The 21514-nt window shown below is 37.0% G+C and carries 20 protein-coding genes; 2 read left to right on the forward strand and 18 right to left on the reverse strand.

Going from position 1 to position 21514, the window contains the following annotated elements; translation table 11 throughout:
- Positions 1-165 precede the first annotated feature (165 nt).
- The 7 genes from AC4PG8_RS04010 to AC4PG8_RS04040 are packed head-to-tail and all read right to left on the reverse strand — an operon-like array spanning position 166 to position 8406.
- Positions 166-1839 carry a phospho-sugar mutase gene (locus tag AC4PG8_RS04010; RefSeq protein ID WP_492170051.1) on the reverse strand — a complete coding sequence of 558 codons (1674 nt, stop codon included), beginning with the start codon at positions 1837-1839 and terminating at the stop codon, positions 166-168.
- On the reverse strand, positions 1836-2903 hold the full coding sequence (locus tag AC4PG8_RS04015; RefSeq protein WP_185547140.1) for a BtaManbiosPhlase: 1068 nt from the start codon (positions 2901-2903) through the stop codon (positions 1836-1838). The genes AC4PG8_RS04010 and AC4PG8_RS04015 overlap by 4 nt, the downstream gene beginning before the upstream one ends.
- Before the next feature lie 21 nt (positions 2904-2924).
- Positions 2925-3839 carry an MTP-1 family protein gene (locus AC4PG8_RS04020; protein WP_492170052.1) on the reverse strand — a complete coding sequence of 305 codons (915 nt, stop codon included), beginning with the start codon at positions 3837-3839 and terminating at the stop codon, positions 2925-2927.
- A gap of 1 nt (position 3840) precedes the next feature.
- Complete coding sequence (locus AC4PG8_RS04025; protein WP_185512771.1) at positions 3841-5373, reverse strand: alpha-glucosidase; 1533 nt, start codon at positions 5371-5373, stop codon at positions 3841-3843.
- 15 nt (positions 5374-5388) lie between these two features.
- A complete protein-coding gene (locus AC4PG8_RS04030) occupies positions 5389-6222 on the reverse strand; it encodes a carbohydrate ABC transporter permease (RefSeq protein WP_003724791.1) in 834 nt (277 codons plus the stop codon).
- Positions 6209-7087, reverse strand: coding sequence for a carbohydrate ABC transporter permease (locus AC4PG8_RS04035; RefSeq protein WP_033533234.1), 879 nt, complete (start codon positions 7085-7087; stop codon positions 6209-6211). Before AC4PG8_RS04035 ends, AC4PG8_RS04030 begins: the two co-directional genes overlap by 14 nt.
- Complete coding sequence (locus tag AC4PG8_RS04040; RefSeq protein WP_160465227.1) at positions 7084-8406, reverse strand: ABC transporter substrate-binding protein; 1323 nt, start codon at positions 8404-8406, stop codon at positions 7084-7086. Before AC4PG8_RS04040 ends, AC4PG8_RS04035 begins: the two co-directional genes overlap by 4 nt.
- A 244-nt stretch (positions 8407-8650) precedes the next feature.
- Between AC4PG8_RS04040 and AC4PG8_RS04045 the strand changes: the two genes are divergently transcribed.
- Complete coding sequence (locus AC4PG8_RS04045) at positions 8651-9676, forward strand: substrate-binding domain-containing protein (RefSeq protein ID WP_492170053.1); 1026 nt, start codon at positions 8651-8653, stop codon at positions 9674-9676.
- Positions 9677-9686: 10 nt separating this feature from the next.
- On the opposite strand, the gene AC4PG8_RS04050 is transcribed toward AC4PG8_RS04045, so the two are convergent.
- The 8 genes from AC4PG8_RS04050 to AC4PG8_RS04085 form a co-directional block, all read right to left on the reverse strand.
- Positions 9687-10400 (reverse strand): alpha/beta hydrolase, encoded by a 714-nt coding sequence (locus AC4PG8_RS04050; RefSeq protein WP_003761230.1) that lies wholly within the window; start codon positions 10398-10400, stop codon positions 9687-9689.
- Between the two features lie 66 nt (positions 10401-10466).
- A complete protein-coding gene (locus AC4PG8_RS04055) occupies positions 10467-11840 on the reverse strand; it encodes a UDP-N-acetylmuramoyl-tripeptide--D-alanyl-D-alanine ligase (RefSeq protein ID WP_492170054.1) in 1374 nt (457 codons plus the stop codon).
- Between the two features lie 63 nt (positions 11841-11903).
- Entirely contained in the window at positions 11904-13016 is a 1113-nt protein-coding gene (locus AC4PG8_RS04060; RefSeq protein WP_003771067.1) for a D-alanine--D-alanine ligase, read from the reverse strand.
- 150 nt (positions 13017-13166) lie between these two features.
- Positions 13167-13487, reverse strand: a complete 321-nt coding sequence (gene sugE2 / locus AC4PG8_RS04065) for a quaternary ammonium compound efflux SMR transporter SugE2 (RefSeq protein ID WP_003771065.1) — start codon at positions 13485-13487, stop codon at positions 13167-13169.
- Between the two features lie 2 nt (positions 13488-13489).
- Positions 13490-13831: a quaternary ammonium compound efflux SMR transporter SugE1 gene (gene sugE1 / locus AC4PG8_RS04070; protein WP_003736027.1), complete on the reverse strand. Its 342-nt coding sequence runs from the start codon at positions 13829-13831 to the stop codon at positions 13490-13492.
- Positions 13832-13847: 16 nt separating this feature from the next.
- Positions 13848-14402 carry a TetR/AcrR family transcriptional regulator gene (locus AC4PG8_RS04075; protein ID WP_160464058.1) on the reverse strand — a complete coding sequence of 185 codons (555 nt, stop codon included), beginning with the start codon at positions 14400-14402 and terminating at the stop codon, positions 13848-13850.
- Positions 14403-14483: 81 nt separating this feature from the next.
- Positions 14484-15242 (reverse strand): hypothetical protein, encoded by a 759-nt coding sequence (locus AC4PG8_RS04080; RefSeq protein WP_003766067.1) that lies wholly within the window; start codon positions 15240-15242, stop codon positions 14484-14486.
- A gap of 225 nt (positions 15243-15467) precedes the next feature.
- Positions 15468-15614, reverse strand: coding sequence for an Lmo0850 family protein (locus AC4PG8_RS04085; RefSeq protein ID WP_010990641.1), 147 nt, complete (start codon positions 15612-15614; stop codon positions 15468-15470).
- Between the two features lie 475 nt (positions 15615-16089).
- Between AC4PG8_RS04085 and AC4PG8_RS04090 the strand changes: the two genes are divergently transcribed.
- Positions 16090-18024 (forward strand): amidase family protein, encoded by a 1935-nt coding sequence (locus tag AC4PG8_RS04090; RefSeq protein ID WP_492170055.1) that lies wholly within the window; start codon positions 16090-16092, stop codon positions 18022-18024.
- A gap of 43 nt (positions 18025-18067) precedes the next feature.
- Here the strand turns inward: AC4PG8_RS04090 and AC4PG8_RS04095 are convergent, their stop codons facing one another.
- The 3 genes from AC4PG8_RS04095 to uvrC form a co-directional block, all read right to left on the reverse strand.
- The gene (locus AC4PG8_RS04095; protein WP_070753423.1) at positions 18068-18796 is read right to left on the reverse strand and encodes an amino acid ABC transporter ATP-binding protein; all 729 of its coding nucleotides are present in this window, start codon (positions 18794-18796) and stop codon (positions 18068-18070) included.
- Positions 18789-20231: an amino acid ABC transporter substrate-binding protein/permease gene (locus tag AC4PG8_RS04100; RefSeq protein ID WP_003761214.1), complete on the reverse strand. Its 1443-nt coding sequence runs from the start codon at positions 20229-20231 to the stop codon at positions 18789-18791. Before AC4PG8_RS04100 ends, AC4PG8_RS04095 begins: the two co-directional genes overlap by 8 nt.
- Positions 20232-20401: 170 nt before the next feature.
- Positions 20402-21502: an excinuclease ABC subunit UvrC gene (gene uvrC / locus AC4PG8_RS04105; protein ID WP_185484333.1), complete on the reverse strand. Its 1101-nt coding sequence runs from the start codon at positions 21500-21502 to the stop codon at positions 20402-20404.
- Positions 21503-21514 lie beyond the last annotated feature (12 nt).

Consider the following 21514-nt stretch of genomic DNA (forward strand, 5'->3'; position numbering starts at 1 on the left):
CATAACACAATAACAATTTCTTTTCAATGTCAAAACCTTATCTTTCCATGCTATTATCGAATAAAAAAAGTTATTTCGTTTTAAATGTACGTTTATCAGCTGTTTTTAGTTATTTTTAATTTTAAAAAAGCTGGAAATCATCCGAAAACGATTTCCAGCTTTTTATTAGTCCCATACAGCTAATACGCGTTCTTTTAAGTCATTCATTGCTTTTTCTGCGTTTTCTTCTGTTTCAGCAATGGTTTGGAGATAGATTTTGCATTTTGGTTCAGTCCCAGAAGGTCGGACAGCGAACCATGATTTGTCTTTTAAGTAAAATTTCAATACATTTTCTTGAGGTAGCTTGATGTTTGTTATTTCTTTTGTGAGAAGATTTGTTCGTTCGCTAGTGAGAAAATCTTCTACAATCACTATTTCTGGTAAAAAATGGGGTGCTTTTCGTAAATTACCTATCATTTGGTTCATTTTTGCAGCGCCATCGTTGTTTTCGAGGGTAATAGTGTGCAAATATTCTTTATGATAGCCAAATTGTTCATATAAAGAAGTTAGTTTTCCAAGCAGGGTAGTTCCTTCTTTTTTATAGAAAAGAGCCATTTCTGCTGTAAGTAATGCCGCTTGTACCGCATCTTTATCGCGTACAAAAGGTGCTATTAAGTAACCGTAACTCTCCTCGTAGCCAAAAATAAAATTAGCTTGCGTCCCTTCCATTTCGGCTATTTTTTCACCAATAAATTTGAAACCTGTGAGTGTTTGGACGTGACGAATACCAAATTGACTTGCTATTTTGCCACCTAAATCTCCGGTGACAATCGTATTAATCATTGTGTCCTCTTTCGTTACACGCTCTTTTGCAGACAAAATATAATCTAATAACAAAGCACCAAGTTGATTTCCTGTTAAAATTTGATACTCGTTTTGATTGGTTAAAACTGCTACTCCGAGTCTGTCAGCATCAGGATCAGTTGCCAAAATTATATCTGCTCGCATTTTTTTCGCTTGCAATTTGGCTAATTCAAAACTATTTTCTTCTTCTGGATTAGGTGAAACAACCGTTGGAAAATCTCCGTCTGGCTCACTTTGCTCTTGAACAAGTAAAGTATTTGCAAAGCCATTTTCCACTAAGCCTCGCATAACTAGTTCTTTACCAGCTCCGTGAAGTGGTGTGTAGCAAATCCCTAATTCATTTCCATAATCAGCAACCAATTCCGGACGAGAAATTACTTTTGTTAAAACCTGTAAATAGGCATCGTCCATTTCTTTTCCAATGGTAGTAACGAGCAAATTCGGTAATTCTCGTACTGGTATACGAAAAATATCCGTTATTTTATTTAAATAGCTGGTAATTTCCTGTGCCGCACCTAATGTGATTTGGCATCCATTTTCATCATACACTTTAAATCCATTATAAATAGAAGGATTATGGCTCGCGGTAATCACTACTCCAGCAAAGGATTTCGTTTCCCGAACGCAAAAAGAAAGTGCTGGCGTTGGACGAATCGTATCTGATAAATAAACTCGAATGCCCAGTGCTGATAATACTTTTGCTGTTTCAGCTGCAAAAACGTCTGAATTATTTCTAGAATCGTAAAAGATCGCGACACCCTTCTCTTTACCTCCATTTGCTGCCACATACTCGCCTAATCCACTTGCCACCCGTCTGATTGTAAAAAGGTTGATGCGATTCGAGCCAAGCCCCATTTTGCCACGCATTCCGCCTGTTCCAAATGTTAAGTATCCTTCAAAACGCTCCTGTTCATGTTCCACTCGCTTTAATTCACTTCGCCACTCATCAGATAAATCGGCATTTTTCCAAGCATTCAAATAGTTTTGCCAAGTCATTTAGCTTCCACTTCTAACTGATGTAAAATTTCACTGATTTTCATATCGCAACCTGCCATGGAAGTATCAGCTACCCCGTAATACATGTGTAACGTGTCGCCTTCTTGAATGGCTCCACAAGCAAAAACAACATCGCCAAAGAAACCATTTTTTTCATAATCAGCCACTGGTTCTAAAATCGGGGTTTTCGTTCTTTTCAGTACAATTGTTGGGTCATTTAAATCAAGCAAAGCCGCGCCCATTACGTAACGATTCTCTTCAGTTGCACCGTGATATAAAATCAGCCAGCCTTCTTCTGTTTTGATTGGCACACAACCGCCACCAACGCGACCACTGTCATATTCACCAGGACGGATGCCAAGTAAATGACGATGATCTCCAAAACTACGCAAATCCGGTGAAGAAGCAATCCAAATATCTAAGTTACCGATACTTTTTAAACTTGGGCGATGTAGTGCATAATATTTCCCATTAATTTTTTCCGGGAAAATAAGTACATCTTTATTTTCAGGAGCAAAAATATTGCCTTGATACTCCAAATTTTCAAAGTCTTTTGTTGTAACTAATGCGTCTGCTACACCAAACTCAGATACCGCACTGAAATTCACATGATAAGTATCTCCAATTTGTGTCACGCGAGCATCTTCAATCCCAAATGTCTGATATTCATTAAATGGGTATAAAAACGGCTTTTCATCTAAGGTAAAATGATGACCATCTTTACTGCGAGCGATTCGAATATAAGAAAGAGAAGTTAAATAAGAAAATCCTTCTAGTTTTGCTTTACTGCGAATCATTCGCGGATCTTCAAAATCATAATTTTCATCATCTAAACGGAAAGATTGTAATTCTAATTCTTTGTTTTTCGCATTATAAACTGGTGCAAGAACTATTTCTGGATCTTCACTAACTGGTTTTTCTGCCACACGAAGAAGTAAAAGCACTTCGCCATTATACTCGGCAACACCGCCGTTGAAAGCGCCAATCACTTCAAAACCTTTATGGATTGGTTTCACGTCTAAAGGTGTAATTAATGGGTTTTCTTCATAACGATAAATGTTCATTTCTATTCAAAACTCCTACTATTAGTTATTTTTAAATGGATCAGGAATGGTTAATTTTTGTGCATCAGAATCACCAATTCCTGCATAAAGTTCAGCAGTACCGTCCGAATTTCTGATTAAACCGCCGCTAAATACAACATCTGCTAAATCAGGTCTTTTCGGCTCACTTGGAGCAAAATCAGCACGTTCTGCAATAATTTTTTCTTGGTCGATTTGTGTAAAATCTTCATTTAAACAAAAAGAGCACGCGTAATAATGACGATCACCAGATTCATCAAAACAAGCAATATGACCAAGAACGCCAATTCGACCATCTTCTAGCAAATGAATCTCATTGCCACCGCCCCATTCATCACCTGAAAAGTTTCGTTTTAAAAGGGGCGCTTTCTCAATTTGTTCAATTGTTAAATCCGCTAGTGAATTAATGACGATTGCGCCAATTTTCCCACGACCGCCTTTTTCGCCTTGTGGTCTTGTTAGTACTAAAATCCGGCCGTCTGTTAGCTCCTTCACTCGTAAATCTTTCATTCCAATTGGACCTGTAAAAATTTGCTCAAAGTCGGTAAGCGAAGTTGCGCGATATAAATTAGTGCGCCAATCTAACATTGTCTGGTCCGTTTCTTTAGGAAAAACTTCCACGCCACCGATAATAAGTTCTCCTTGTACAAACGTTACAAATGGATCTTGCAGGGCTAGGATAGTCGTATTTTCAACTAATTGATACGTATCCTTTGCCGTATTTTCAAAAAAGCGCACTTCTGCAAACTCACTATCCCGTGCTTCCACTCGCCCAGCAATATATTCTTTTCCAAACCACGTAAAAGGCGCAGTAATGTTATAGACATCCTTGTCAAAAGCGCCACTTAACTCAAGACGGGTGTAAGAAGCAGTCTTTGTTTCACGATAAACTTGCAATATGGTTTCAATTGATTTCATGTTAATCCTCCACTCTGAGCGCAATTCCAGTATACGCTCCCATCTTAATGCCAGCTTCTAACATCACAGCTTCTCCAAAAACAAGCTCTGATTTCTCTTGAAGTGGATATGTCACCTCTGTCTCACCAAAATGCAGTAAAAATAAGAATTCCCCGCGCTGATAGCTAAGTGTTTCACCATCTAACGTTAATGACGCGTATTCTTTTTCTTTAAAATCATGACCTTTTCGAAAAGCGAGTAAAGCTTGGTAAAAATGCCACATTGATAATGCTTCTTCCTCATTTAAACTAGCCATTTTAATCCATGGTTGCCCGGTCGTAAACGGCTTCCCATCCGGAAACACCATCGGGCCACGTGCTTTATCGCGCGTTTTATTTATCGCAAGTTCAAGTGCACTTTGTTCATCTGAACCTGCTTGTAACGCTTGATAATAAGCTGCAGTCCCTTGAATATCACGCATTTCTTCCACAGAGGAAAAGGTTAAATCTGGCATCCCCACTTCCTCACCATAATAAATAAACGGTATCCCTTTAGCAGTTAACATTAAAAACGCTAACAGTTTCGTTTTGGACAAGTTTCCGTTTGAAAGTCGTGTTGTAAATCGACTCATATCGTGGCTACCAAAGAAAAGCGTTGGCCATTGTCCCTCTTGTAATGCCGTTTCCATTTCATTTAAAGTGGTAAATACCGATTGCGCATCAAGCAGTTCGACACTTCCAAAGTTAAAATTAAAGGTAACATCAAGCATTGTTTTCGAACTATATTTCGCAATTTCTGGCAATTTATCAGAACTAATTTCACCTACTAAAAATACCTCTCGCTCTTTGCGACAAAAAGCAGCAATCTGCTCTAAAGCTTGTTCGAGTCCTTGTTGATTTCGATCATAAACATGCTCCATTTCATTATCTACAACTGGATTATCTGGGAACTCAAGTACAAGCGTTAAATTATTAATCACGTCTAACCTGAATCCTGCCACGCCTTCATTTAACCAAAATGCTAAAACTTGCTCGATTTCAGCGCGAACAGCCGGATTCGCCCAGTTAAGATCAGCTTGTTCCTTTGCAAAACTATGATAATAATATTCACCAGTAAGTTTATCGAGCTCCCAAGCTGAGCCACCAAAAAACGACTCCCAATTATTTGGTTTTTGACGCCAAATATAATAATCTCGTTTAGGATTTGTGTTGCTACTCCGCGACTCCTTAAACCACGCGTGCTCCGTCGAAGAATGATTTAAAACTAAGTCAATAATCACTTTTATGCCTCGCGCATCTGCTGCTTTCATAAATTCTCGAAAATCAGCCATGCTGCCGTAATCTGGATTTATATCACAGTAATCCGAAACATCGTAGCCATTATCCACTTGTGGTGAAGGATAAAATGGAGTGAGCCAAATGCCATCAACCCCTAAATCTACCAAATAATCTAACCTACTAGTCAATCCTTTAAAATCACCTAAACCATCACCATCACTATCTTGAAATGATTTCATATAAATTTCATAAAAAACACTACCTCGCCAAAATTCCAAGTTCAGTCGCTCCTTTTATTTCAAAGTAAATTGCATTCCTTCTTGGAATTTCTTTGAGAAGAATAAGAATAGAATAATTAGTGGTAGTGTGAGTAGTACAGAAGCTGCATACATTGGACCTGGATAAGTTGCATACGGTCCGAACATTTGCGAAATTAGTACATTCAGCGTTACCGTTCCATCACTCTTCGTTACAAGCATATCCCAAAGTAAATTCGTCCATCTGTCTGTGAACAGGAATAAAAAGATAACTGTTGTGATTGATTTGGACATCGGAAGTACAACCCGAAATAGAATTTTCAAATCACTCGCACCATCCAATTTGGCCGCTTCAATTAAAGTATCTGGAATCGCTTTAAAAAAGTTGGTATACATAAATACAGCCCATAAACTAAGCATGGTCGGAATAATCATTCCAGCGTACGTATCAAGTAACCCAAAGTCCGTAATCATTAAAAATTGCGGAATCAGCAAAATAATCGCCGGGAAAAACATTTGGAATAAAATCGCATTATTAACAATTTTTTTACCCTTAAAATCAACTTTTGCGAGTGCATAGCCGACCATTAAGCCAAAAAGTAACATTAACCCTGTCGCAATCGTGGACACAATGATGGTATTAATAAAGGCGTGAATCCACGGAGCAGGCGCCGCAACCACTGAATTCCCAAACAGCCAATCCCAAGAACGAGTGGTAAATTCAGTCGGAATGAGCTTTTTATCTACTTGATCCCAAGCTGCAAATGAATTTAATACGAGATAAATAAACGGATAAATCATAACTAACATGAGCAATGTTGTCAGTATATAGCGAACAATTTTTCCTGCTTTACTATTATGTCCAACCATTTCTTTGACCCCATTTCTCAAGCATTTTCTTAATAACACCAATTGATGCGAACGTTACAGTAGCAGCCATTAGAGAAATCGCTGAAGCATAACCAGAATTCAAGTTAACGAATGCTTGGTTGAAAATCTCCATTTGCCATGTGTTCGTTGCAAAATTTGGACCACCGCCAGTTAGTTGGTATACTTCGGTGAAAATCCCAAAACTAACACCGACCGCTAAAACAATTACGGTAAATAAAGCTGGATAGAGCATCGGAACGGTAACTTTCCAAAAAGTTCTAAAGCGACCAGAACCGTCCATCGCTGCTGCTTCATAAATTTCATGGTTAATACTAGCGAGTCCAGAAATTAAAATAAGCGCATAATAACCAGACATTTTCCATGCAATCATTAGCGAAATAATGACAAGTGCCGACATCGGCGTCCCAAGCCAATCAATATCCCAACCAAAATGCCCACGTAAAAACACATTTAGAGCACTGTTATACGAAAGTAAACCTTGCACAATTAGTGAAGTAACAACACCTGAGGACAAGTATGGTAGGAAAAACGCCACTAAATATAGTCCTTTAAACTTCGGTAGCCCATTCACAAGTACTGCGACAATCATCGAAATAATTAACGCCATCGGAACAAACACAATTAAAAATTTATAAGTGACGAAAAATGCCGCTCGAACTGCCGGACTAGTAAAAGCTTTAATAAAATTATCAAAACCAACAAAATTGATTTCTGGGCTCATCATGTTCCAATCAGTCACGGATAACCAAATTGACCAAATTAGCGGTACTAAGAAAAATACCGCTGTGAATATGAGATACGGGCTGGTAAATGACCAGCCCAATTTGTTATTTCGCCGCTTCATTTTTGAAGCACCCCGTCCTCAGCTTTCTTCATGTCAGACCAAGCTTTAGCAGGTTTTTTCTCCCCGCGCACAATCGGATTCCAAGCTTCTTCTCCAAGAACTTGTTGAATATCATTGTATTTCGCATCGTCCATCGCTGGAATGCTATAAGGTACATTTGCTGCGTACACTTCTAATTCTGGATTTTCTTTAAAGAATGCTGTGAAAGCTTCATTTTCAGTTGCATCGTCACGTGCTGGAATTAAATTAGTAGTTTCAAGGAATTTCAAATCATTTTTATCGTCGTTATAAACGAATTTCAAGAAGTCCATTGCCGCTTCTTTTTCTTTATCTGTTGCTTGAGCGTACATTACAACCCCTTTTGAATCAGCATAAGTAGCAATATTTTTTTCATTTGCCATGCTGTCTGGTACAAGTGGTGCAGTTATCGCGTAGTTTTCGTTATATTTAAGTTCTGGGAATTTTTCGTCCCAGTTAGGGAAAGTCCACGGGCCATTGTCTGCCATGATACTTGTTCCTGTTTCAAATGGATCTGTTGCTTTACTTGCAAGGAGTAATTTATTTTTTTGCAATTCGGACATGAAGGTTAATAGTTCTGTTCCAGCTTTATCATCTGCAACTAATTTGCCATCTTCTACAAATGCATTTCCTTTTGAAGCTGCATCATACAGTGGGAAGAAATCAAACCAGCGCATCCATGCTGTTGGGTCAGATAAATCACCTTTAGCCCAAAGTACTTTATCTGGATATTTCGCTTTTAATTTTTTACCAACTTCAAGTGCTTCACTATATGTTTTTGGTGGAGCATCATAGCCAAGTTCTTTTAATGTATCTAAACGCCAAGCAAAAAGAATTGGATTGGAGTATACAGGTAGCACATATTGATTGCCATCAGAGAATTTCCAAGAATCCATTGTTTCGCTCATTTTTCTTTCTTTTACAACATCATCAAGACCTTTTACATCGTTCAAAGGTACAATAGCTTTACTATCTGCTAATTGTGCAGCGAAACTACGATTGATATTTTCAGACATAGTTGGTGCCGTTTTAGAGGCGATAGCTGATTGAATTGTCGCTTCTGATGATGGGCTTTCTTTCATTTGGGAAACTTCAACCGTTACATCTGGGTTTTCTTTTTCATATGCTTTTGCCATTTCATCCCAATATTTTACTTGAGTTGGATTTGGAGCTGCCCAAAACGTTACTTTTGTTTTACCGTTATCGTCTCCACTTTTGTTTCCTCCACCGCCACAAGCAGTTAGTAATGAGCCAGCAACCGCAACACTAAGAGCCGCAATAGCAATTTTTCTAATCTTCATATCAATAATCCTCCTAATTCCACTTTTTGTAATTGTAAGCGCTTGATTACGATTACATTATCACATTACATTTTTGTAATGTCAATAATTACTTTTATAAATTCTTTTATTATAAACGTTTTAAGCATTTACTATCAAAAATCATAAAAATTACTTTTAACATTACTTTTTAATTATAAAATTTTTGCTATTTTGTGAATTAACTTCTATAATAGAATAAACAGAGGAAAACGGAGGGGGAAGCATGAAGAAAGTTACAATGCAAGATATTGCTGACAGGCTAAATATAACGAAAAATTCAGTTTCACAAGCTTTAGGTAATAAAAACGGGGTCAGCGAGCAAACTAAATTGGCTGTTTTTAAAATGGCTGATGAATTAGGTTATAAATATAAAAAAGAAATCGCACGAGAAGTCGTGAAAGAAAAATTCGCACTTTTAGCAACTTCATTCGCCTTATCACAACGTAGTTTTTTTGGTGAAATTATTGATAATATGAAACAAAGCATCATTGCTCATCAAGCGGAATTAATTATTTTTCCAGTGACGGATGCGGAGGCAGAAAAGAATCAACTTCCTGAGCAACTAACAAAGGAAAACTGGACAGGGATTTTCTTGCTATCGCATATTAATACAGCTTACAGTAAGAAAGTGATTGAACTTGGTATGCCAGTGGTACTAATTGATCATCACGATCCACATTTAAAAGCCGATGCCGTTATTAGCCAAAATAAAGACGGTGCTTTCACGGCAGTCGAATTTTTAATCGAAAATAAACATCAAAAAATCGGTTTTCTTGGTGATACTACTTTTTCTCCAAGTTATGAGGAACGCTTTGAAGGATACAAAAAAGCATTGCAGTATCATCAGATTCCTTTTAATGAAAAATATGCCATTACACGAATTAAAGAAGAACAAACGACACTATACCGGACGTTAGACGAGCTAGATGAACTTCCAACTGCTTGGTTTTGCGTCAATTCAGGTCTTGGATTTATTTTAAATACTTATTTGCAATCAAAAGGATACAATATTCCGAAAGACTTATCGATTATTTGTTTTGATAACACCGAATTTACGGTACTTAGCAATCCCCCGCTTACGACAATGTGTACCAATCTTTCGTTTATGGGCGAAAAAGCAGTGGAACTTATGTATAATCGCGTAAGAAAACCAGATGAAGGCTTTGTTCATCTGGCACTTGCGACTAATTTAATAGCCCGAGATTCTGTTGGCGAAAACAAAAAAACCGATTCAGCAACTGAGAGCTGAATCGGTTTTTTTAATTTGCATTTAGTACAGCTACATCTTTTTGTAAAAATGTTAAAACAGCTGCAAATAATTTATCTGCTTGTTCATCCTGACAAATCACATGTTTTGAACCTTCTAGAATAAATAATTCTTTCGGTCCTGGTATACTTTCCATTAAAAAATTGACACTTTTTTCAGCAGGAACAATAGGATCGGCACTGCCTTGTGCAATAAAAGTTGGAATTTCAATATGTTCAAATACTGGTTTTGCAAGAGCGACCATTTTTTTAAATTGAAGCGTGGATGTCCACGGGGTTTCAGTTACTTTCTTTTGATAGCGTTTGAACATCGGGCTGTTTTTAAGTGTGACTTCTTTTGCTTCGGTAATTACTTGCTTGGAATTTTCGATAATTTGCGGCCATTCCATCGCATTTACAGCAGTGCTTAGAAGTACCAGCTTTTTCACTTCCGGATAATGCCTAGCTAGCCATCCCGCGAGCAAACCGCCCATAGAAAAACCAATAATATATACTTCATCGTCTTCTTTTAACATTTGACTTAAAATGCTATCTACAAAAACAATCCAATCTTTATACGTCACATTTTTTAAGTGGCGCAGGTGATCATGGCCAGGTAATGTGGGTGCTAAAACATCCCAATCTGTATGCTCTCGCAAATAATCAGCGAGCGGCTTCACCTCGGACGGCGAACCAGTAAAACCATGAATACACAAACAAGCAACCATTATGCCTTTCCTCCTGTCCAAATTATTACCAATTAATCGGTAATATCATATGTCCAATTTTATTCGTTACTTAATAATAAGATTTTCTACCACATCTTTCAAGCCCATTCCGTAAGAACCTTTGACCAGTATCCATTCATTTCCATTTATTTCTGAAAGAAGCGCCGTCTCAAGCGATTCCTTTGTGTCAAAATGTTGAACTTTTCCCTGACCAATTTTTGCCTCAGAGACTGATTTGAAAGCTTTCATCGCTTCACCGTATAAGAAAATCTTCTCAATCGTATCATTTTCTAGTACTTCAGCAGATTCTTGGTGTAGTTTTGTCGACAAATCGCCTAATTCAAGCATATCTGCAAGTACTAAATATTTTGGTTTACCTTTTGAGTCCATATGCATAAAAGTTTTTAAAACTGTTTTTAACGCTGTTGGGCTGGAATTGTAAGCATCATTTAAAATACGTGCGCCGCTTTTGGTCGTTATCCATTCTAAACGACTTTTAGAACGTTCCATATTTTTAAGCGCTGATTGTATTTTTTCTCCTTCAATACCAATTTCTCTTGCCGCAAGCATCGCCGCCATTGTATTGAAAACATTATGCTCGCCAATAATCGGAACAAAAATTTCTAAATCTGGCTCCCAGTTTGTTATAAAAGAGGTCCCTTCTGCTTCAGCGCGAATTTCTAACGGATAAATTTCCGCTGCATCTGATTTACCAAAAGTCAGTTGTCTAAAGTCGCCATCTACGTTTCCTAAAAGAAGGTTTTCTTCATGTGGATAAATTAAAATACCGCTTGGATTTAAGCCTGCTGTAATTTCGAGTTTTGCTTTGGCGATTTCTTCACGCGAACCAAGGTATTCAATATGAGCCTCGCCGATATTAGTAATAATCGCAATATCAGGTTTTGCAATTTTTGACAGCACTTCGATTTCATGACGATGATTCATCCCCATTTCAAGTACAGCCACTTCTGTATCTTCCGGCATCGTTAAAATAGTATAAGGTAAACCAATATGATTATTAAAATTCCCGCCCGTATAGTGCACTTTATAAGTCGTTTCAACAATTGCTGCCATAATATCTTTTGTGGTCGTTTTCCCATTGCTGCCAGTGATTGCAATTACTTTAGGTTTTACTTGCTGAATATATTTCGCTGCCAGCTCTTGAAGTGCCAGCAAAGTATTTTCTACTAAAATAACCGGGAAATCAGTTGGTGGATTGGGTACATCTTTTTGCCAAAAAGTCGCTACCGCTCCCATTTCTCGTGCCTGACTTACGAATTCGTGCCCATCGCGTAAATTCCCTACAAACGGAACAAATAAATCTCCTGACTTTATTTGCCTTGTGTCAAAACAAATGCCAGTAATGACGACATCGCGAAATGTATCTACATGGATGGAACTATCTAACATTGCTACTACTTCGCCTACTGTTTTTTTCAAATTAAATCGCTCTCTTCCATAAAAAAGCAGCTTCCGCATCTGAAAACTGCTTTCTTGTTTATTTTAGTCTTCTAATTTATATTTAAGTGCATTTTTAGCTGCGTGGCGTTCTTTTGCCAAATCAACTAATCGTTCAATTAGCGCTCCGTATGGTAAGCCAGTTTCCTGCCAAAGTAGTGGATACATGCTATATGGTGTGAAACCAGGCATTGTATTTACTTCATTTAAGAACAACTGATTATCTTCTGTTAAGAAAAAGTCAGCACGCACGAGCCCGCTTGCATCAAGTCCTAAGAAAGCTTGAACTGCATATTCTTTCATTTGTTCTAAAATTTCCGGTTCTACTTCTGTTGGAATAATTAATGCCGTGTTGTTGTCTTGATATTTTGCTTTGTAATCATAGAACTTAGCAACTGCACCTTCTGGCAAGATCTCACCGGGAACCGAGCACACCGGCGTATCATTTCCAAGCACGCCCATTTCGATCTCACGAGCAACCACACCTTGTTCAACGACAACACGACGGTCGTATAAAAATGCTTCAGTCATCGCTTCAATTAACTCTGTTTTGTTCGTTGCTTTACTAATACCAACACTCGAACCAAGATTAGCTGGTTTTACGAAGACTGGATATGTAAGTACTTCTTCCATTTCAGTAACCATTTCCTCTTGATAGTTTTTCCAATCAATTAAACGCACCGCAACTGCTGGAACTTGTGGAATACCAGCATCTGCAAAAATTTTCTTCATTACGATTTTATCCATTGCTGCTGATGAAGCTAGGACACCATTGCCAACGTAAGGAATATTTAAAACTTCGAACAAGCCTTGAACAGTTCCATCTTCTCCGTTTGGACCATGTAAAAGTGGGAATACGACTGTTTCTTGTCCGTCAGCTTCTAAAACAGCTGGGCTAATTGCTTCCCCTTCTGATTTTTCTGATTCAGCTGTAGCAAGTTTCACTCTATCTGTAGCCGAGAAACGTAATTGCTCGACAAAATCTAATTTTCCAGAAAGTAGCGGTCCTTGAACCCACTCACCTTCGTTTGTAATATATATTGGTTCAGCTTCAAATTTTTCTAAATCTAAAGCATTGATTACTGAAAATGCTGTTTGTAAGGAAACCTCGTGTTCAGCAGATTTTCCACCGTATAATAAAATTAACTTGGTTTTCATAATACCCCTCCGTCATTATTCGCTTTATCTATTTTACCATGTTTTAGCAAGATGAAAAGACATAACTAAAAAATAGGTTGAAAAAATCTTCATTTTCGAATAAGAATGACGTGCTCTTATTCCAAAAAGATCTTTTTCAACCTATTTTATTTAAACACCAGATGTTAATTTTAGACCGACAACGCCTGCAATAATCATCGTAATGAAGAGCAGTTTCCCAACACTCTTACGCTCTTTGAAGACAATCATTCCGAGTGTGACACTACCAACAGCCCCAATTCCGGTCCAAATCGCATAACCCGTACCAATCGGAATTGTTTTAAGTGCGAGAGATAATAAGAAGAAGCTCGCTGACATAAAGATAACGGTGAGTATCGCAAATCCGAGACGTTTAAATCCGTCTGATAATTTCAGCATGACAACAAAGACCATTTCACACAAACCTGCTACGAGTAAAAATATCCAATCCATCGTTATTTAGCCTCCTTCTCAGACTCATTGCCATCCACTAACTTAAGGCCAATAATTCCTGTTAATAGTACGATTAGGGAAACAATTTTCCAAAAAGAAACACCTTCTGAAAGAAATATCATTCCAATAATCGCCGTACCAGCAGCCCCAATTCCGGTAAACACTGCATACGCCGTCCCAATTGGAATCGACTTCATGGAAATCGAAAACAAACCGAAACTAACTATTAGAAACGCTATCGTTAAAAGGCTCCACCCTAACATCGTAAAGCCATGAGATTCTTTCAGCCCAAAAGCCCAAACAATTTCTGATAATCCTGCCATTATTAAATAAAACCAAGCCATTTTCCTTACCTCCAATTTATCCGAGTAAACTTGCGAGAACTTCCCAAGCGGATTTTCTACGCAACTCAAATTCCGTTTCATCATAGATTCCGTGCTCCACGCTAAGCCCATCGAGTAACGCATAGAACACATGCATCCATCTTATTAAAGCATCTTCAGAGAGAGCCGGCTCAAGCGTTTTTCGTAAAATATCATTTGTTAACTGCTCATAAGTTCTCGTCTCTTCTTTTAACTCTTCAAAAAGAGACTTTGGTGGATAAAATACCGCTCGTTGGAAAAATTTCTTCTCATCAGGACTTCTTGAAAAATCAGTCGCAACAAAAAAGATTGTCCGCAGTTTTTCTTCTCCTACTAGCGTCTCTTCATCAGCTACTTTACTTAATTCGCTTAGTTCTGTGTGAATGCTATCTTGATACACTTCCATAAAAAGCGCTTCTTTAGATGGGAAGTGCGCATATAACGAAGGTGTTTTAATCCCTACAGCTTTTGCAATTTCAGAAAGAGCCGTCCCATCATATCCTTTTTCTGCAAAAAGGGTTAATGCTACTTCTTTAATAAGTTTTTTCGTCATTAGAACAATCCTCCTAACTAACGTTCATTAGTTAAATTCTATCAAATAAAAAACCAAACGTAAAGGAAAAGGTTTGATTTTTTATTTTTCGATATATTTCCATTCATTTTGTTTTAAATCATAGACCAATTTTGCAACTTCTTCTTCGTAGTAAATTTTTGAAGTTATTTCTAGTTCAGTCATTTCTTCCGTAAGACCGAGGCCAATTGGTACTTCGATTTGGGTTCTAGTTCTAACGACATCATCCATTGCGATACAAGCACCGTCTTTGAAATGATCGGACATTTTTTTGAGTAGCTCAACTGGTGGTTCAGAAACATATTTTTTCTTTCCAAACGAAAAAATGCCCTTCTCATTAACGAGTTCCGATGTTTTCCGGGCAATGACATAACTTAGCAACATATAAAAATGATTTAAATTTCGATAATATACTTTATTGTAGCGACCGTCTTCTCTCGTTAAATAAACAAAATTATTTTGTAATTTATAGTAAAAAGGAGAACGAAGGTGGCGTCCCGTATGCGCAAGATAAAGCATCTCAGCCACTTCTTGCGGTGTAAGTTGGTTTAAAAGTTCCACATCTTCAAAATCAATCCAACAAAGTGGACTGAAATTTTCTTTAGATATATTTGCCAAATCGCCTGGCTCTAAGTAATGAAAAGCCGTGTGTGCATTATAAGACGCATCTTCCATATTATGTTTGATTAACAATATATTTTCAGGCGGTTGCCCAACGCCATTTAAAAAATCACAAAAAGAAATGCCGCTTGTCGCCACATTGTTAATAACATGATCAATATGAACATAAATAGATTGTTGATTAACTGCTTCTTTTTTCATGTATTTGCCTCACTCTATTTCTATTTTCTTCATTCACAGAAGTCTTCCATACCATCATACAACATTTTCGCTTAAAAAGGATAACAGAAACATCAAAACTTAATGACTAATTTATGACAAAGAAAAAAAGTGGAGTAATTTTACATGCGAATTCTATCGTTTTTCGTAACTTCACTTACAAAAAACGCAGATAAATAACATATAAAAAGTCTCCACTTCTCGATTTTATTGCAATCGAAGTGTCATATTCGGCATCGCTTTCCCGCTTACCGATTTCCATATATCTTTTCGGGATTTGGTTTTTTCAACCACAATACCTTTTTCTTTGAGCTGACGGATTACTTGATTCAAATCTTTTTGATTATTATCCAAACTCATCACTCCATCTTCCAAATTAGTTTTCATTCTTTTCATTATCTCTCTTTCCTTACTTTACCATATTCTCTTTAGTAAAAATACCCTATTAATCTAAAAACTAACCTAAATTCGTGACTTTTTTCAAGAAAGCGTTTGAAAACCGAATTTTTTTGGATAATATCGTATTAATATAAAGAATAATTGCCTTTTTCACATAAAGTTTCCTAAGTGGATTTGTAATCCTTTCTTATAATTATAAAATATAATAATCAATAATTGTTAACTAAAAGGAAAAAAGTCGCTATTTTGTGACAAAATTGTGAAAAGAAAATGACATAAAACCTTTTTAAGTAACTAGATTGTGAATTTATAGCCATTATGTATGAAATCAAGTCTAAAAATATAATTCTTATCTTCACATTATTGTCACTGATTTTCTCTTATACTTCCTATATAATAAGATACATACATCAGACATCGGAGGAATTACATGAAAAGACGAATTATCATCATATGTGCCACAGTTATTACAACGTTTAGTGTAACCGGTACCTATCTCTACCTAACAAGCCAACAAACTTCCGCTCCAGAAAGAACCTCTAGTATTTCCAAAAAAGATCTTCCAACGTCCAAACCTAAAGATTCCAATCAACATGATAAAGACAAAAAAATCGGTTCAAATAAAGAAAACTTCAAACTAGAAACTGGTTTTGGCAATAAAACATTAGAAGTTGGTAGATTAACTGGAAAAGTTTCACAGGAATCTGTTAATCAAAACAAAAATTTCGAAATTAAATTAACAAACGACAAATCAGCAGCAGCGAAAAAAAAGGGAAATTCTAAGCTGAATAACACTACACCGAATAACACTTTGCCGAGTAAAGCAAAACCTGGGAAAGTAAATCCAGATAAAGTAAATCCAGGTAAACAAGAACCGACCGAAGAGGCGCCAATCCAAGATATAAACTTTTATGACAAAGAACGAGTAATGGATCCAATTGACGCACAACTAGAATCATTGGATATAGCGGCTCTTGAAGAAAAAGAGCAGCTCGTAATTGGAGCTGACATTGCCAAACTTCAAAATTTAATTACAACTAATCAATTGAGTTATAAAGAATTAGCCGGAATTTACCTCAACCGAATTAAAAAGCACGATCAAAATGGGATTATGTTAAATGCAATAACAGAAATTAATCCTACTATTATTGCTGAAGCAGAGCAACTTGATATTCAAAATGAACCAAATAAACCAGCTTTATACGGCATGCCTGTCGTTTTAAAAGATAATATTGGTACTATTACCCTGCCAACAAGTGCCGGTACTGTAGCCCTTAAAGATTGGGTAATGGAGAAAGACGCGGCTATCGTAGACAAACTTAAAACAAACGGTGCTTTAATTCTAGGAAAAACTAATATGTCAGAATGGGCAGCTGCAATGGACGATGGAGTACCAAATGGCTACTCAGGAAAAAAAGGGCGTAGCAAAAATCCTTACTCTTCCGAACTAGATCCACTTGGTTCAAGCTCTGGATCTGCAACTGCTGCTACTTGTGATTTTGCTGCAATTGCGATTGGAACAGAAACAAATGGTTCTATCATTTTACCAGCAGGAGCTCAATCTGTTGTTGGCTTTAAACCCAGTCAAGGCCTTGTAAGCAACGAGGGAATTATCCCACTCTCAAGTAGATTTGATACGCCTGGTCCACTTACAAGAACAGTTACAGATGCTTATTTAACAACCAATGTTTTAATGGATGAAGCAAGTCAAACACCACTTTCCAAAGATGCGCTAAAAAATAAGCGGATTGGACTAATGTCTGATGATGAAAGCAATGAAGAAACAGCCATCCTAAAGAAAATTAAAAAAGATTTAACAACTGCTGGCGCAACTGTTATAGAGGGCATCACACTGGAAGAATTAGAACAAGTGGATGCTGATTATATCACTTTATTAAATGCCGATTTCAAACGAGATCTTAATCAATTTTTACAAATTAATCGTTCCCCTATGTCGACATTAGAATCGATTATCGCTTTTAATAAAACTAATCCTACTAGAAACATGAAGTTCGGCCAAAGTGAACTTGTAGCGTCGCAGAATAGTACAATGACGAAACAAGAAGCGGATAACGTAGCTAATGAACTTATTCATATTACACAAAATGAACTGGATTCTGTGTTACAAAATGAAAGATTAGACGCTATCGTATCAGCAGGTGTCGGCGGGTCTGTGAAGTTCCTAGCTCCAATCGCTGGAAATCCGGAACTCACTATCCCAGCTGGCTATGACACTGAATCAAATCAACCTAAGAGCTTAACTTTTGTCTCTAAACGTAATACGGACATAGCTTTACTAAATATGGGATATGCTTACGAACAGATTTCAAAGAATCGAAAAAATCCCGTTTTAACAAACCAATAAAAAAAGCAATATGCCTGAATAATACAGGCATATTGCTTTTTTATTATAAAACTTTGTCTAAGAAACTAATTGTTCTTTCGTTTGTAGGGTTGTCAAAAATATCAGCTGGCTTTCCTTCTTCAACGATATAACCGCCATCCATAAAGATAACACGGTCACCAACTTCGCGAGCAAAGCCCATTTCGTGGGTAACAATCATCATTGTCATTCCATCTTTAGCTAGCTCTTTCATTACTCCAAGAACTTCCCCGACCATTTCAGGGTCAAGTGCGGAGGTTGGTTCGTCAAACAACATAATATCTGGGTCCATTGCAAGAGCTCTGGCAATCGCAACCCGTTGTTTTTGTCCACCAGATAGTTGATTTGGAAACTCATCTGCTTTTTCTTTTAGCCCAACTTGCTCAAGTAAACGAAGCGCGTTACTTTTCGCTGCTTCTTTATCCATTTTTTTCAGTTCTACAGGAGCTAAAGTAATATTTTCTAAAACAGAAAGATGCGGGAATAAATTAAAATGTTGAAAAACCATACCGATGTTTTCGCGAACTTTATTAATATCGACTTTCTTATCTGTAATATTATAATCGTCTACAATAACTTCACCAGCTGTGATTTCCTCTAAGTTATTCATGCAACGAAGAAAGGTACTTTTACCAGAACCAGATGGCCCAATTACGCAAACTACTTCGCCTTCTTTTACTTCTATATCAATGCCTTTTAGCACTTCATTCGCGCCAAAACTTTTTTTAAGACCTGTTACTTTAAGTTTAGTCATTTCGTAATCTCCTTTCCAAACGATCGGACACTTTCGTTAAAATGGTAATGACGATTAAGTACATAATTCCAATGATAAGCCAAGTCCATGTACTTTCAAACGTACGCGCCATAATAATTTTACCAGATTGTGTTAATTCGACGAGTCCAATTGCCGACATAATCGACGTATCTTTCAAAGTGATAACGAACTGGTTGATAAAGGATGGAATCATCATCCGAATTGCTTGTGGTAGAACGACTTTCATCATTGCTTTTTTATGTGGTAAGCCAAGACTTCTTGCTGCTTCCATTTGTCCTTTGTCGACAGATTGAATCCCGCCGCGCACAATTTCGACCATATAAGCACCGGCATTTAAGCTTAGCGCAATGACCCCTGCCAGGAATACTGGCATCCTAAAGTCGAGTGCGGCTGGAATACCAAAGTAGAAGAAGAATGCTTGAACAATTAACGGTGTTCCACGGAAAATATCCACATAAACCGTTGCAATCCCACGTAGAATTTTACTATTGCTCACTTTCATAAAGCCAAATGTAATACCGATAATGAAGGCAATAATTAATGAAACAACGGCTAGACGAATAGTCAACCACATTCCAGCTAAAAGTGCTGGCCATGAAGATTTAATAATACCCATGAAGCCTTTTTCAGTAGTATTTTCTTTAACAGCGTCTTTTCCTAAATAAGTTTCAAGGATTTTATCGTATTCGCCGCTAGCTTTAATATTAACAAGACCGGCATTGAATTTCTTTAAGAGTTCTTGATTTTGGCCTTTATTAACGGCAAAACCATATGAATTTCCTTTTTCTTTTTCAGTAACGATTTTTAAGCCGTTTCCAGTTTGCACGCCATAAGCGAGTACTGGATAATCATCAAAACATGCAACTGAATTTCTTGTTTTAACATCATCATACATTTGTGCTGAATCATCAAATACAACAATATCAAAACCGTATTTATCTTTTATTTTTTCAGCAAAAGCGTAACCTTCTGTACCTGTTTTAACGGCTACTTTTTTGCCTTTTAAATCATCATAATTCTTGATTTCGTCGTTATCTTTCAGGATTCCCATAACAACGCCAGAGTCAAAGTACGGATCAGAGAAATCGAATTTTTGTTTCCGTTCGTCTGTAATACTCATTCCAGCGATTACGCCGTCTACTTGATTAGCTTCAAGTGCTTGAACGGCTGCATTGAATCCCATTGCTTTAATTTCATATTTAAAATTTTGATCTTTGGCAATGGCTTTAAGAATGTCCATGTCAATCCCGACATGTTTCCCATCTTTTTCAAATTCGAAAGGTGCAAAAGTAGTATCTGTACCAATCAAGTATGTTTCTTCTGCGGCTTTTGCATTTAACCCGTTTCCTGTGAAAATGAACATGGCAACACATGCAACTGCCATTGTTAGTATGAAGCGTGAAAATTTCTTCATATTGTGTCCTCCCTCTATATGTGTTTAGCTATAATTAATTATTTTATGTAGCATTAATTTTTTTCCGTACTCGTAAGATTTTACCATAAGGCTAGATTATTGACCATAGTTATTTATGATAAGATTTTCAATACATCAAAACAAAGAAGCTAATCAGTGAAAGCTAGCTTCTAACTGTTTTTCAATTGGTTTTCAAAATCGTATTCTTTCATCTTAGCATATGCGGCATAAGTACTCTTAGCGTTTTCGATAGCTAAATTAAGCTGTTTCTTCTTTCCACCTTTTTGCGGGAAGGAAGAAGCCTTACGGAGCGGCTCTTTCAAAGTAATTTTATCGATTTTTTCTGCGATTAGCAACTCTTTTGGTTGGATGTTATTTGGGTCTTCGTAAAATTGGTTGATAAAATTGGCTAAGTCTTCTTGGAGCGAATTTTCGATTGGAAAAACATGCCATTTACTACCGTTGATTGCACCATTTCGGACGAAGAAAACGAAAACACTTAAATGATTATCTTGTTCATAACAGCCGATAATATCTCGATTTTTTAGTCCGGGGAAAATAATATGTTGTTTTTCGATGGTTTCATTTATAGCATGAATTTTATCGCGTAGTTCAGCAGCTCTTTCGAATTCCAGTTTTTCGGTGGCTGCTTCCATGTCTTTAATGAGCTTCCCCTTCACGCCTTTAACATCGCCTTCAAGAAAACGACTAATTTTTTGAATTTGTTTTTTATATACAGCCGGTTCAATTTCCGCTTGGCAAGGTCCTAGACAAAGTCCTAAATGATAGTACAAACACGGACGTCCCGGCTTTCCGTCACATCTACAAAGCGGATATAATTTTTCAATAAGTTCTACCGTTTGCCTTGCTGAAAACCGACCAGGATATGGACCGAAGTAGTGCGCGCCATCTTGTTTCACTTCAAATACAACTTCGATATGCGGATTTTTCTCATTCGTGATTTTAATATAGGGATAACTCGTTCCTTCTTTTAACTGGATATTGAAAGGAGGTTGATATTTTTGAATTAAAATCATCTCGAGAAGTAGTGCCTCTTTTTCGGAAGTAGTGATAATTAGTTCTAAATCACGAATTTGTCTTACAAGTCTTGCTGTTTTACCGATTTGTTTACTATGAAAATAAGACTTTACACGGTTTTTTAAACATTTAGATTTGCCAATATAAAGTATTTCGTTATTTTCATCTCTATAAATATAGCAACCTGGTGATTCAGGTAATAAGGTTAATTTGGTTTGTAATTTGTCATCCAAAGGGCTTCCCCT

The sequence above is a fragment of the Listeria sp. MAN/IMW/UF555 genome, from assembly GCF_058684075.1.